Origin of the sequence: Metabacillus sp. 84 (genome assembly GCF_050107715.1) — a bacterium.
Lineage (GTDB): Bacteria > Bacillota > Bacilli > Bacillales > Bacillaceae > Metabacillus_B.
This window is the reverse complement of record NZ_JBNILN010000005.1, coordinates 179693-193639: the sequence shown is the minus strand read 5'-3', so window position 1 is coordinate 193639 and position 13947 is coordinate 179693. Positions and strand designations below refer to the sequence as shown.

Sequence of the window (13947 nt, the reverse complement as noted above, 5' to 3'; positions counted from 1 at the left end):
AAAAGCGGAGAAGTTAATGGAAGTGCAAGGGACCTGCGTATAGAAAAAAGTGCTCCGAGCCAGGCTCGCAGCACCTTTAAGATTGCGTCAGTCCATCCTTCTTTTAGAGAGTCACAAAGTCCGCAAGCATCAGGGAGTTTGAGTTTCAGCTTCCGGGACCTCAAGGGCAGGTTCTTCCAGCTGGAGATCCTGTTCAGGCAGTTCTTCCGGAGATTCCTCTTGCTGCTCTGATTCACTGCCGCTGTTCTCATCAGCGATATCCGGGGCAGGAATTTCGCTGCCTTCCTCGGTAATAGGTTCTTCATAATCATGTTCCGGAACGTCTGCATCCGGCTCTTCGATATAAGGATCTTCCCACTCGTAATCTTCATAAGGAAATTCTTCGTACTCTTCGTAGCTGTAGTCCTCATATTCATCGCTGTAGTCTCCGCCGTCGAAGTAATATTCGCTGTCATCGTATAGATCTTCATAAAAGTACAGGCCTTCGTCATTGTAAAAAAGACTGGAGATGGATTCTTCAGACATAGGGCTGCTGACCCAGCCGTTAATGATAGGCATTACCTTGTAAAGCGGAATGCTGAAACCGATTGTTGCTTCGGTATCATGCCTTGCAGAATTGATGGCGACAGCCTTCTCCGTTTTCATATCCAGGAGCGGTCCGCCGCTGCTCCCTGGTGCAATAGGAGCGGAGATTTGATAAATTCCATCATACGTATGGGGCTCAATTGTAAAAGAGCGGTCAATGCCGCTGATGTTTCCGATTGTAGCTGTGTTTTCAAAGCCTTGCGGACTGCCAAGGGCAATGACTTCATCCCCGAGCTTAGAAGGTTTCTCTTGTTCAAGGCCGAGTGGCGTTCTTCCGGCCAGGCTTGAAGCTCTGATTACAGCAATATCCGTATCATTGCTGTAGCCGATTACTTTTCCGCTATGTTCGTTTCCTTCATAATCGCGGATCGTTACATTCAGGCTGCCCTCCGCTACATGGGCGTTAGTCAAAATATCGCCTTGGCTGTTTATGAGAAATCCGGAGCCCTGTGAATAATCACTTACGATTGTAAAAACCTTCGGCTGTGCATCTTTGATAATTTGAGATGGTTCTTTTGGAGGCTTGATTGCTGCTTTTTTTTCTTCAGCGGGGGTTTCTTGTTTTGTGGCTGTCTTTTTAACTTCTTCAGTTTTGACTGTTTTCTTCGGCTGAATCTTTTCTTTCACCTGAACTTCTTTTGCTGCAGGGGCAGCTTTAGTCAGTTCCAGATAGAGGGCAGTGAAAACACCTGCACAGAGAAAAAGAGAGACCGTAAGCAGAATCAGCAGCTTGGAGGGGTTGTTTCGTAATGGCTTTCCGCAGTTTGGGCAAAATTTAGAGCGTTCAGTAATGGCTGTTCCGCAGCTTTTGCAGTACATGGCGATTCTCCTTTTAGTACTATTTTACTAAAGCTAGTTTAGTTGATTTTGGCATTTTTTTCAACGCAAACTTTGCGGTTATTTCCTGTTAAATCTCATTTTCTTCTTTTTGCGTGATGGGGCGGCTCCTTTTATAATAGAGTAAGAAGAATTGGAGAGAGGATGATTACAATGCTGCAGCAGGCGGAAGCTTTGCTTGAAAAGCATTACGGCTATACGTCGTTCCGGAAAGGGCAGGAAGAGGCGATTGCCTCGATCCTTGCAGGAAACGATACACTGTGTGTCATGCCGACTGGGGGCGGGAAATCGATATGCTATCAGATCCCTGCATTAATGATGGAGGGAACGACGATTGTCATATCCCCGCTGATCTCCCTTATGAAGGATCAGGTCGATGCCTTGCTCCAGGCAGGTATTCCGGCTGCTTATATTAACAGCTCGCTGTCCGCATCTGAGGTTTATGAAAGGATGAAGGGTGCGAAAAATGGAGAGTACCGGCTTCTTTATATTGCTCCTGAAAGACTCGAGAGCTATGACTTTATGAGCCAGCTAAAAAAGATTGATATCCCGTTTACCGCGGTAGATGAAGCGCACTGTATATCCCAGTGGGGCCACGATTTCCGGCCCAGCTACCAGCGCATCCAGCGCATGATATCGCAGCTTCCGAAGAAACCGGCCGTGATGGCTTTAACCGCTACTGCCACTCCGAAGGTTCGCGAGGATATTTGCCGCTCTCTTAAAATAGATGAAAAATACTCCATTCTCACAGGGTTTGCGAGAGAGAACCTGTCTTTTTCCGTGATCAAAGGTCAGGACCGTCTCCGGTTTCTGAAGGAATTTCTGAAAAAAAATGAAAAAGAATCAGGCATTATTTACGCTGCGACTAGGAAAAACGTTGATCAGCTCCATGATCATTTAAACAAGAGCGGAATCCGGGTATCCAAGTACCACGCCGGGATGAACGATGAAGACCGAATAAGCGGGCAGGAGGACTTTCTGCTGGACAGGACAACGGTCATGGTGGCTACTTCCGCCTTTGGAATGGGAATTGATAAATCCAACATCCGGTACGTCGTTCACTACCAGCTTCCCAAGAACATGGAAAGCTACTATCAGGAAGCTGGGCGTGCGGGACGGGACGGTCTTGACAGTGAATGCATCCTGCTTTACTCTCCTCAGGATGTTCAGGTGCAGAGGTTCTTAATTGACCAGTCCAGTGACAGAATGCGAATGCCGCAGGAGCTTGAGAAGCTTCAGCTTATGGTGGATTACTGTCATACCGAAAGCTGCCTGCAGCGCAAAATAGTTCAGTACTTCAGCGAAATGGACATGGAGCCATGCGGACGCTGCGGCAACTGTACGGACTCACGGGAAAGCCGGGATGTAACGAAGGAAGCGCAGATGGTGCTTTCCTGCATCATCCGAATGGGACAGAACCGGTTTGGGAAGGCACTTACAGCCCAGGTGCTGACAGGTTCCAAAAATAAGAAAATAACAGAGCTCGGCTTAAACCGGCTTCCAACTTACGGAATCATGAAGGATAAGAGTGCAAAAGAAACGACGTCCTTTATCGAATTTCTTATATCCCAGGATCTGATTGGGGTAGAGCACGGCGCGTATCCGCTCATCTACGTCAACCCGGCAGGAAAGGAAGTGCTGCTCGGAAATACGTCCGTTCGGCGCAAGGAAGCCGTACAGACGAGACAGGTCGCTGCAGGGGATCCGCTGTTTGAAGAGCTCCGTACCGTCAGAAAGACCCTTGCTGAGAAGGAAAACGTTCCGCCGTTTGTCATTTTCTCGGATACGGCCCTTAAGGACATGTGTGTAAAGCAGCCTCTGACAGAAGAGGCATTCCTAGCGGTATCCGGTGTTGGGCAGCACAAAGCCGCAAAATACGGGAAAGCATTTCTGAAAGCGATCCTAGAATTCCAGGAAGCGTATCCGGAATACGAAGGCAGCGGAGAGCCAGCGGGACCTGCGGCAGTAAAAGCATCATCGAAGCCGGTACCCAATTCCCACCTTGAATCGTTAAAGCTTTACCAGGAAGGAAAAACGTTTAAAGAAATAGCGGAAGAAAGAAGCCTTTCCATTCAGACCATTGAAAATCACCTGCTAAAGTGTCTTGAAGCCGAAGAAGGAGGACTGCATTATGAAGAGTTGGTGCCGCCTTCCTATGAAATCACGCTCGAGCAGGCAGTTCAGGAAGCGGGAGCGAATCAACTGAAGCCGATTAAAGAATTGCTTCCGGAAGAGATAAGCTATTTTATGATCAAAGCTTTTTTAACCAAAAAACGAATGGAGAAAGCAGGGGAGTAAGATGGGGAAATTCGGATTATATGGCAGGCTGACAGCAAAGGAAGGAAAGCGGGAGGAGCTTGCGGCTATTTTGCTGGAAGCCGCCGAAGCTATGAATGAATTGCCTGGCTGCGAGCTGTATGTCGTCAGCTTGGCAGAGGATGAACGGGAAAGCGTCTATATCTATGAAGTTTGGAGTAATGAAGAAGCACATCAGGCTTCTCTTGGAAATGAAGCCACCCAGATGCTGATAAAACAGGCAAGGCCCATTATTGCTGATATGGACAGAATCACTGCTCTTAAGCCGCTCGGAGGCAAAGGACTCTAAGGCATGTACCCCGGAGGAAGAAAACTCCGGGGTATTCTTTTCCCATATCCAAGAGGTCTTTCGGCCATCAATTGGACAGAATGTTCGGCTTCAAGTAAAATATTGAACGAACATTCAATTAAGAGGGGGTTTTTGATTCGTTGGAATTGATAGAAGGAAAACAAGCCTCCATTCTTAAAGCAACACTTGAACTGATTTCAGAACATGGCTTTCACGGGACGTCCATGTCAAAGGTCGCCCGGAAGGCAGGAGTAAGTGCAGGAATTATTTATCATTATTTCGGCAATAAGAATGAACTGATCGATGAATTATACATGAGGGTCAAAAAGGACTTTTCCCAATGGATTGTGCAAGGCATCAATGAGGATCAGCCCCTGAGAGATCAGATCCGGCACCTGGTGAAAAGAACCATTGAAGTTTCCGTCCGCATACCGGATGAAGTCATGTTCATGGAGCAGTTTTTGCAGTCTCCGTATAACAAGCTGGAAATCCAGAAGGCTGTTATGATTTATTATAAGCCGATCATGAATGTATTCAACAAGGCAAAGCATGAGCAAATGATCAAGCCTCTTCCCGATCCTGTCATCATTGCGCTGACACTGGATGTAGCTGTTTCCCTGGCGAAACAGCATGCAGCAGGTATGCTGAGCATAACGCCAGAGCTTATAGAAAAAGTAACAGAAGCATGCTGGGAAGCGATACGTCTATAATGATTCATTGAATGAACGTTCAATTAAAAAAGAAAGAGGATTTAAACATGAATAAGAAAACCGTATTAGTCACCGGAGGAACGGGATACGTTGCAGCGTGGCTTGTGAAAGAACTGCTTCAGGAAGGGCATGAAGTGCGTATTACCGTCCGTGACCAATCGAGAACCATTCAGTACGCCCACCTACTTGAAGTAGAAAAAACGTCCCCGGGCACACTCCAAGTCTATCAGGCCAATTTATTAAGAGAAGGCAGCTTTGATGAAGCGGTTGAAGGGTGTGAGTATGTGTTTCACACCGCCTCCCCGTTTTTCATCAGCGGCTTCAGGGATGCGAACAAAGATTTAATCAAACCCGCGCTGGAAGGGACCCGAAACGTTCTGTCTTCTGTCAACAAGGCTCCTTCCGTAAGAAGGGTCGTTCTGACAAGCAGTGCAGTTGCCGTGTTTGGAGACAACGCGGATATGAACGGGAAACCGGCTTTTACCGAAAGAGACTGGAATACGACAAGCTCACCAGCCCACCAGCCGTACAGCTTCTCAAAAACAGCAGCCGAAAAAGAAGCGTGGAGGCTTGCCGGAGAGCAAGACCGCTGGGACCTCGTAACCATCAATCCAACCTTTATACTTGGGCCGTCCCTTGCAAAAAGGAAGGATTCTACAAGCATTGCCACTATTCTCGATCTATTAAAAGGTAAGTATAAAACCGGAGTTCCCCGTTTAATCAACGGGACAGTAGATGTGAGAGATGTCGCTAAAGCCCATAAGCTCGCTGCCTTTACAAACACTGCTTCCGGCCGCTACTTGATCTCCAATGAAGAAGCCAGCCTGCTCGATATGGCAAAGCTTCTTGAGAAAAACTATCCGCACCAATACAAGCTTCCAAAAGGTGAAGTTCCAAAGCCGCTGCTATGGCTTATAGCACCAAAAATTGGCCTCACACGTCCGTATGTGTCCAGAAATGTCGGATTTGAAGCGAAATTCGACCACAGCAAAAGCGTCCGCGATCTGGGAATGGATTACCGCTCCCTCGAAACAACCCTTACGGATCAAAAGGATCAAATGGAAGCGGATGGACTGCTATAGTATATAAGAACAGAATCCTTAAGCGGATTGCTGTTCTTTTTTTTATCAAGGCTTTGTTAAATACCTGTTAATGGCGGGGAAATCCGGGCTAAGAGCATTGGGACAGACGGGGCTTCGCAAAGACGAAGCCATCGCAGGCTGCAGCTCGCATTTGTTTTATGAAAGGAAATGAACTTCACATCCCCATTTTTAGGCATCTTATGCTACTTTTAATAGAAAAAAAGCGTTTAGAGTACATAATTCAGTTAAGAAAGGAATCAGGGGTGCTGCGATGAAAGTTCATGTAAATATCAATGAGGAAATAGAAGAAACACTGATTACAATTCAGGCAAAGGAGTGGACAGACGAGCTTGAAGAGCTCATGAAACGTATGAAATCACCAAGACCTGAGCGGCTCATTGGAATGAAAGATGAGCAAACGATTTTGCTGAAGCCGGAGAATGTTGATTATGTATTCTCTGAAAAGAGAAAGAACTATGCCGTAACAGCAAACGGGCGGATCGAGTTGAAAATGAAGCTTTATGAAGTAGAAGCATTGCTGGAATCCAGCCAGTTCACACGGTTTTCAAAATCAGTCATAGGAAATCTGAAGGCCATTGAAAAGTTTGAACTTTCCTTTAATGGGAATCTATGTGTCTATTTTTACAGCGGCCGAAAAGAATATGTATCCCGTAACTTTGTAGCCGCAGTAAAAGATAAACTGACTGGAGGAATGAAGAAATGATGATTCAAATAGTGAAGAGATCCTTAACTGGACTAGGCTTCTCAAGCTTGTTTACCTTTGCGGCATTAAGTGTTTTTATGGGGATGGATGTCAGCATAACCGTAACCGGGCTATGGAAGCATATGCTTGGGAGTATGGTGGTCGGAATCTACTTCGGGGTTTCATCCCTCATCTTTGAGTTCGAAAAATGGAGCCTTCTGAAACAGATGGTCATTCACTTCACTCTTTCCGTTGCTGCCTATTTTACAGTGGCCGTTTTTTCGGGATGGTTCCCTTTAACATGGTTTGGCGCAGTCATTGCTTTCGTTAGCTTCGTCATTGTCTACTTTATTATTTGGTTCAGCATTTACTCGTACATGAAAAAAATGGAATCGTCTCTGAATTCTTCTTTGAGAAAATAAAGATTTTCCAATGTTCTCCCAACGTTTACCGGAACCGTGTTGAAGGAATAAAAAGACCATATACTGATTTCTTCAGGACTGGAGTTGTTAACTATGGAAAAACGCGAAGTAATCGCCCTTACAGGGGCAAGCGGATATATAGGGAATAATTTGCTGCAAAAGCTTACCGGATACTCAGACGTCATCGCCCTGTCCAGAAACGGGGATTCACGGGAGAATAGCGATCATGTAGAATGGCGTTCCTGTGATTTGTATTCATTGGATTCTGCTGAGAAGGGATTGGAAGGAGCGGACTATGCTGTCTACCTCGTTCATTCAATGATGCCTTCTGCCAAACTGACGCAGGCTAAATTTGAGGATATGGATTTAATTCTTGCCGACAATTTTGCCCGGGCTGCCAAGAAAAATGGCATTAAACAAATAATTTACATGAGCGGAATCATTCCTGAAGATACAGAAGAACTGTCCAGGCATCTTGAGAGCAGGCTTGAGGTTGAGAAGGTGCTTGGTGCATACGGCACACCGGTAACGACAATCCGTGCAGGACTCATTGTCGGTCCGAAGGGATCCTCGTTTCCCATTCTTACCAAGCTGGTCAAACGTCTGCCCGCCATGCTTTTGCCTAAATGGACAAGAACGAAAACTCATCCAATCGCCTTGAAGGATGTCCTGACAGCACTGAAAAAAAGCATTGGAAATAAGCGATTATCCGGAAAATCCATTGACGTAGGCGGACCAGAAGTCATGACCTACAAAGAGATGATGATTCAGACCGCCGAAGTTATGGGAAGGAATACGCGAACGTTTGATGTCCCATTTATGACGGTAACCCTCTCAAGATTATGGGTGAGTCTGATTACCCAATCTCCAAAATCCATTGCCTATCCGCTAATTGAGAGCCTGAAGCATCCAATGGTAGCCCAAAAAGAAAACATGGACGATGAAATCAGCTATGGCCGGACGCCGTTTAAAGAAGCGGCGAAGTATGCTCTTGACGAGGAGGAAAAAGAAAAGAAGGAACAAAAAAGTTCCAAATCTTCATCCTCTAAACAATCGGGCATTGCAGATGTCCGCTCTGTGCAGCGCATCTTGCTTCCAGAAGGAAAAGATGCCGATTGGGCCGGAGACCATTATATGAACTGGCTGTCAAAACTGGCGCGGCCGTTTCTTAGGGTAGAAGCTGACAGCAGCCGCGTGAGCCGGTTTTACCTTTTTGGATGGGAGAAGCCCATTATGGAACTTAGCTACGCACCGGATCGAAGCTCTTCAAACCGGGCCCTTTACTATATCACCGGCGGATCATTCGCTGAAATCGTGGAAGGCGGCAGGGGAAGGATAGAATTCAGGCAGATTCCTGATACACAGGAGTGCATCATCGCCATTCATGAATACCGCCCTTCCCTGCCATGGATTATTTACAGGCTGTCTCAGGCAAAAATCCACATCATTGTGATGTATCTATACAAAAGGCACCTGCTGAATTTGATGGATAAAACAGATGAACATAAGCAAAATGGACCGGTCAAGCGGATTGTTCATATGAATTGAGACTGACCGGCCGATTTGGGAGACAAATCGGCCGGCAAGCTTTTATGATTAGCTGGATTTTCATGTACTTAACGATTTGGGCGTTTTATCGTTTAGAGCCCCGTATATCGGCCGTATTCCGATATTTGTCAGCCGGTTTTGGATATTTATCGGTCTCAATCGGGCAATCGGATCCTGTATTTGTCAAGTTCATGTGCGCAAAAATAAGACCATTAAGTCTTCGTCATAATACTTCCCATTAAACTTTAACGCATGTTTCTCCACCCCATAGGTTTTAAACCCCATAGATTTATATAGATTTTTGGCGGCTGCGTTCCCAGAAACAACGGATAAATGGATTTGCTCCACATTCTCTTTGCCTGCTTTTTTTAGAAGGTCCAGCAGCAGTGCTTTTCCCAAGCCTTGTCTGCGGTGAACAGGTTCTATGTACATGCCGTATACATTTCCTATATGAGCGGTTTTAGGGCTCTCTCCCCGAATGAAAGTGACCATTCCAGCCAGAGAATGGTTTTCGTCAAAAGCTCCCAGTGTGAACTTGCTGTCAGTGGGCTTCAGCCTTCGAGCGACTGTTTCCAGTGAATACCGCTCTTCTCTGTCAAAGGTGGAGCCGAATGCTTCTGGCTCTGTTATTAAGCCTTTCAGTCGGAGTGTTTGAAAAACAAATGCGTCATTCACATCTAGAATGCGGATCTCCATAGCGGTTCCCCTCCTTTATGGAGGTTATTCTGCAAGGAAGCGGGATATCCTGGAAATTTGAAATAAAAAAGGATGAAATCATAGAGATTTCATCCAGAGGGCTTAAGCGTGTTTTTCAAACTTAAGCCGTTTGTTCAAAGCATAGATAATCGGCATTCCGGCAGCCATCACTGCAAATTCACCGACAGCTGTTACAGCCCATGTAATCCAGAACGGGAAGCCGAGAGCCAAATGCAGCTCCCAGGCTATGATAAACATCGTAAATGTAAACACAAGCGTGTTTACAGCCATCAAAGCCCATGTGTTTTTGATATATTTTGCAGCTGCGATCGTTATAAGAAGAGCAATAACCGACTGGCCAGTTCCGAATATCACATCGTATGCCTTCATTGGCGACCAAAGCATATTGGAAATAAAAACTCCAAGCACAATTCCAAAAATGTACTTTTTATTAAAAACGACTAAATGGTTCAGCATCTCAGGAATGCGAAACTGTATATTTGAGAATGCGATTGGCTGAACAAGGGTGGTCACAACAATATAAATGGCAGCCAAAATCCCATTAGCTGCGAGTGTTCGGATATTCATTTTCTCTACTCCTTAGTTTTTTTTCGTGGGAGGATCTCGAACCACGTTCGAAAGTAGATATTATAGTATGAAAAAGAGGATTTGTAAACATTTAGTATGAGCAAGGACGTTGGTTCGCGCATCTGTATGTTGTGTGGCGGTTTGGAATGTAATCGTTACGCGGGGCGAAGGCGTTGTCTATTAATGTCGAATTATCTCGAAAAGTCTTTATCTGCGTTAGTACGGACAATAAAACCAAAGTACGGACAATAAAATCAAAATACGGACAATAAAACAAAAGTACGGACAATAAAATCAAAGTACGGACAATAAAACTAAAATACGGAGGGCAATAAAACAAAAGTACGGACAATAAAATCAAAATACGGACAATAAAACAAAAGTACGGACAATAAAACCAAAGTACGGACAATAAATCCAAAATACGGACAATAAAACCAAAATACGGACAATAAAACCAAAGTACGGACAATAAAACCAAAATACGGAGGACAATAACCAACAAAATCCCATTCGGGTCCTGCGCCAATAATAACCTGGCGTCCCCTTGTTTACCCATCATCCCCTCTTTCGTTATAATCATCCGTATAGAGGAGGAATTTCGTGTGTATTTAACGATTAAAGAAACGGCTGAGTATCTTTCCCTTCCGGAGACCTATGTCGAGACCCTGATTCACCAAAACCGGATCCGGTATTTGTTTGACGGGAAGGTTTATTTGATCAATAAGGAGCAGTTTAACGGGCATTTGGATCAGCTGGAGAAGGCGAAGAAGCAGCTTGATGAGTGGAAGAGTGAGCCGCTGCCGGAAGATCCGGATGTAAAGGATGAGGACTAAAAAAAGTCAGAGTGAGCGGGGCTCATCTGACTTTTTTCCTGATTTGGCTGTATGTGCCCGGTACAGCTTTAATGTGCTTCCGCCTCCGATGATGCATGCTGCCATAAACTGAAGAAGCTGGGACTCAAGTTTCGGGTCGGTCAGCAAAATGGATGCAGCGGCGCTGATCGAGACAATAAGAAGAATGATGTGAAAAGTGGCGGCAAACCGATTTTGAACAATGTGCATGTTTCCTCCTGCAGATAGAATTTCGCTGTTATGTGCTTGTCCAAATAAAAGCCGAAGACCGGCGAGTTTGGGATAAAGGTTTCATCCCCAAGCTTAATGTAATTGAATGGATTTCTCTTATTTAGACAAAAGCTTGCGGTTTTTTATTACTCTACCATAAAAACCCATGGGAAATGAATCCTCTAATTTTACGTTTGTGTCTAATCTGTATTGAAACTGACATCCTTTTGCAATAACCCGGCAAAAAACTCTGTTAAAATATGAAATTAGATACCCATTAGGTGTAACGGGACTATAGACGGGGAATTTACATATATATACTCTATTATTTGGAGGCCGACCATGACTGCAGAAACGAAGTTAAGCAAGAAAACCTTTTATGAGTTACTGGCCCCTGAGTCAGGGGAACACCCTGTTCAGGTGCTTGGAAGCCTGCTCCTTGATGAGCATCAGAAGGAAGACGGGGATGCATCGGATATCCGTTTTGCCCAGGGTGAAGTTTATTTTCACCATAAGGATTATGAAGCTGCGATCTTTAAGTGGGAGCACATTACCAGCGAACTGGATCAGTGGGCCAGGAAAAACATGGCCGATGCTTATATGGAGCTTGGGATGGAAGCGGCAGCTCTGGATTTGTATAAGAGCATTGAAACGGACAGTCTTGTATTAAAGATTGAGGTTGCCCTGCAGCTGTTTTCGCTCTATCTGCAGCAGGAAAAGCAGGATGCAGCCGTTCTGTCTATTAAAAAAGCGGTGGCGCTTGATCCCGATTATCAAAATATCGCCTTGATTGCGCGGGCATTTTTTGAGGAGCATCAGGATTGGGAAAATGCTGTAGAGCTTGCTGCAAATGAAACCATCCGAACGCAATCTCTTGATTGGGCGGAAGTTTTGCAGGCGTACATAACGAACGGATATACAAACCGATTTGAACCGTCTTATTTTAATGAAGTTCTTGCCGCCATGTATCATGTGAGCCCGCCTCATTTTGAAGAGCTTGTGCTCTCATTATGGCATTCGTATGAGGGACAACCCTCTTACATGCCTTGGCTGATGAATGTTAATAACGTTTACCAGTCTCTTGATGGCGAGCAGTCCCACTCCTGGAGGAAGCTGTCCAAGCGTCATGAGGAGACATACCTTCAGCTGACGGGCGGCGCATATTCGGTAAAAGAGCTGTCGAAGGTTCTGCCCGGCTTTCTGGTTAACTGGCTTAGCATGTCTGAAGCGAATCATGCCATTCTTTCAGCGGCTGCCGTGCTTGCCTGGAATGATCTTTTCCCTGAAAGCATATCAGCTGAACAGGTTTACCGGGCGGAAAATCTGGTCAGCTGGAAACAGAACATAACAGCCGGACTTGAGGAGAGTCTCGAGCTGTTTGATTCCGTGAAGAGGTGGAGCCTTGAGAATGAGGTGGAAATCGGTGATCAGTCAAATTGGATGGTGCAGGAGCTCCTTGATTTACATACACGGCATCTTCTCGTTGCAGGCGCCGCAAGCTCAGGCAAATCGTCTTTCATTAATTCCGTCCTGGATGAACCGGTGCTGGGCGAGGAGAGCTCGACCGTTGTCATTGTAAGAGAACATCCAGAAACAGAAATCAGCGAAGTGAAGGCAATACGGGAACCCGGCGGCCTTACAGCAAATGACCGTTTTATTGAATACAGACTGCCCTCGGAATTTCTGAGCAGGCATGGGATGACGATGATTGATTCCCCCGGGTTTAATAGCAGATTAGGCGGAAGAAATGAAGTCCATCATTATATTAATCTGGCGGACAGCATGCTTTTTATTCTATCTGCCAACGCGCCATTCACTGCGCAGGAGTCTGAATTCCTTCTGAGAATCAGAGATCTTGCACCCGATATGCCGATTCACTTCCTGCTGAACAAAATGGATACGGTGTATGGAGAGGAAGAAGCAAACAGGGTGCTCCTTGATACCGAGGAGAGGATTCACACCGTTTTCCCTGAGGCTAAGGTGTTCGCTTACTCCTCTCATTATAAGAGCAGCCGTCAGCTGGAGCTGTTTGATGATTTTATTGAAAAGAACTTCAGCCCGGCGAGACTCGATGACAGAGTGGCGAAGCTTCTCTTTGTCATTCGCACGACGATAACCAATCTGCTGGATACTCGTCTGGAGCATGAGCGCTCCCTAGAGAAATCCATAGTCTGGAATGAGGACATGGTTTCAAAGCTGAATGGGGCGATTCATCAGCTTGAAGATCTGGAAAAGGAAAAAACAGTGGAAATCCGCCGCTATTTCCATACAGTGAAAGAAGAAATCAGGCAGGATATGAGGATGAAAATTCCGGAAATGCTCCGCAGCTGCGCTAAGCTTGTGAGGGAGGACAGTGACTTTGGCAAAATTCATCTGCAGCTGAATGAAGAGATGAACAGCCGGATTAAAATTTACATCGATGATACCGTCCTGCCTATGTACCGGGATTCACTTCACGAATGGATCTCCTCCTCACATGATGAACTGAAGGTGAGCCAGGCCCACCTTGATGAAATGAGCAGCGGCTTTAATAAGCTGTTTGAATCAGACAGAGTCGAGCTATCATGTGACTTTAAAATTGCAGATGACTGGAGGCGGGATGTACAGCGCATGACAAGCGGCTTCCAGCTTGATGAAGTCAATATTCTGATGCGTCATACACCTTCCCAGCTTCTTCTGAAAAGTGCCGGAAAGCTCATTAATGCCATTGCACAAAACAAAACAATGATGGTTAACCGATATACACAATATATTGAAAATGAGGATTACTCTGAGCTGACAGAAGATATCATCTCTAAGTTCCTCCTTCCGTTTGATGTGTTTGAAAAAGGCATTGACCGGGATGTTACCATTTTCTTCAGCCATCCGTTCAGTGTCCTGAAGCAGACGGTTGAAGAAACTCATACCGCCATTTCAGCTAAACAAAGCAAATTGCTGGATATGAAAAACCATTTAAGTACCTTCAAGGAGTCTCTGACCTTATTTGAACTGCGTCTGCGCCAGTACGAATGGATGCTCCTCGGCACCCGCTAGGTGAGCCATCCATTGTCTCGCATGAGTCAGGAGGCCGATCGCTGAAGTGTCCTAAAATCCTGATGAGTGAAAAC

The 13947-nt window shown here is 45.5% G+C and carries 13 protein-coding genes and 1 riboswitch; of the genes, 9 read left to right on the top strand and 4 right to left on the bottom strand.

Annotated features, from left to right (window positions below; all coding sequences use genetic code 11):
* Nucleotides 1–129 precede the first annotated feature (129 nt).
* On the bottom strand, nt 130–1404 hold the full coding sequence (locus ACQCV8_RS11600; RefSeq protein WP_426844792.1) for a trypsin-like peptidase domain-containing protein: 1275 nt from the start codon (nt 1402–1404) through the stop codon (nt 130–132).
* Between the two features lie 171 nt (nt 1405–1575).
* Here ACQCV8_RS11600 and recQ point away from each other — a divergent pair, with 171 nt between their 5' ends.
* From recQ to ACQCV8_RS11565, 7 genes are all read left to right on the top strand, one after another.
* Nucleotides 1576–3720, top strand: a complete 2145-nt coding sequence (recQ, locus tag ACQCV8_RS11595; protein WP_426844906.1) for a DNA helicase RecQ — start codon at nt 1576–1578, stop codon at nt 3718–3720.
* Between the two features lies 1 nt (nt 3721).
* Nucleotides 3722–4027, top strand: coding sequence for a putative quinol monooxygenase (locus ACQCV8_RS11590; RefSeq protein WP_426844791.1), 306 nt, complete (start codon nt 3722–3724; stop codon nt 4025–4027).
* 140 nt (nt 4028–4167) lie between these two features.
* Complete coding sequence (locus ACQCV8_RS11585; protein WP_426844790.1) at nt 4168–4737, top strand: TetR/AcrR family transcriptional regulator; 570 nt, start codon at nt 4168–4170, stop codon at nt 4735–4737.
* Nucleotides 4738–4784: 47 nt separating this feature from the next.
* Nucleotides 4785–5819 carry an SDR family oxidoreductase gene (locus ACQCV8_RS11580; protein WP_426844789.1) on the top strand — a complete coding sequence of 345 codons (1035 nt, stop codon included), beginning with the start codon at nt 4785–4787 and terminating at the stop codon, nt 5817–5819.
* Nucleotides 5820–6090: 271 nt separating this feature from the next.
* A complete protein-coding gene (locus tag ACQCV8_RS11575; protein ID WP_426844788.1) occupies nt 6091–6543 on the top strand; it encodes a LytTR family DNA-binding domain-containing protein in 453 nt (150 codons plus the stop codon).
* On the top strand, nt 6540–6944 hold the full coding sequence (locus ACQCV8_RS11570; RefSeq protein ID WP_426844787.1) for a DUF3021 domain-containing protein: 405 nt from the start codon (nt 6540–6542) through the stop codon (nt 6942–6944). The genes ACQCV8_RS11575 and ACQCV8_RS11570 overlap by 4 nt, the downstream gene beginning before the upstream one ends.
* Nucleotides 6945–7037: 93 nt before the next feature.
* The gene (locus ACQCV8_RS11565; protein ID WP_426844786.1) at nt 7038–8492 is read left to right on the top strand and encodes an NAD(P)H-binding protein; all 1455 of its coding nucleotides are present in this window, start codon (nt 7038–7040) and stop codon (nt 8490–8492) included.
* A 189-nt stretch (nt 8493–8681) separates the two neighbouring features.
* On the opposite strand, the gene ACQCV8_RS11560 is transcribed toward ACQCV8_RS11565, so the two are convergent.
* Nucleotides 8682–9188, bottom strand: a complete 507-nt coding sequence (locus ACQCV8_RS11560) for a GNAT family N-acetyltransferase (RefSeq protein ID WP_426844785.1) — start codon at nt 9186–9188, stop codon at nt 8682–8684.
* A gap of 102 nt (nt 9189–9290) precedes the next feature.
* Nucleotides 9291–9776 carry a QueT transporter family protein gene (locus ACQCV8_RS11555; protein WP_426844784.1) on the bottom strand — a complete coding sequence of 162 codons (486 nt, stop codon included), beginning with the start codon at nt 9774–9776 and terminating at the stop codon, nt 9291–9293.
* A 6-nt stretch (nt 9777–9782) separates the two neighbouring features.
* Nucleotides 9783–9827: riboswitch (PreQ1 riboswitch) on the bottom strand.
* A gap of 554 nt (nt 9828–10381) precedes the next feature.
* Between ACQCV8_RS11555 and ACQCV8_RS11550 the strand changes: the two genes are divergently transcribed.
* Nucleotides 10382–10612 (top strand): excisionase family DNA-binding protein, encoded by a 231-nt coding sequence (locus ACQCV8_RS11550; protein WP_426844783.1) that lies wholly within the window; start codon nt 10382–10384, stop codon nt 10610–10612.
* A 6-nt stretch (nt 10613–10618) separates the two neighbouring features.
* Here ACQCV8_RS11550 and ACQCV8_RS11545 read toward each other — a convergent pair whose 3' ends face one another.
* Nucleotides 10619–10840, bottom strand: coding sequence for a hypothetical protein (locus tag ACQCV8_RS11545; protein ID WP_426844782.1), 222 nt, complete (start codon nt 10838–10840; stop codon nt 10619–10621).
* Between the two features lie 342 nt (nt 10841–11182).
* Between ACQCV8_RS11545 and ACQCV8_RS11540 the strand changes: the two genes are divergently transcribed.
* On the top strand, nt 11183–13873 hold the full coding sequence (locus tag ACQCV8_RS11540) for a dynamin family protein (RefSeq protein WP_426844781.1): 2691 nt from the start codon (nt 11183–11185) through the stop codon (nt 13871–13873).
* Nucleotides 13874–13947 lie beyond the last annotated feature (74 nt).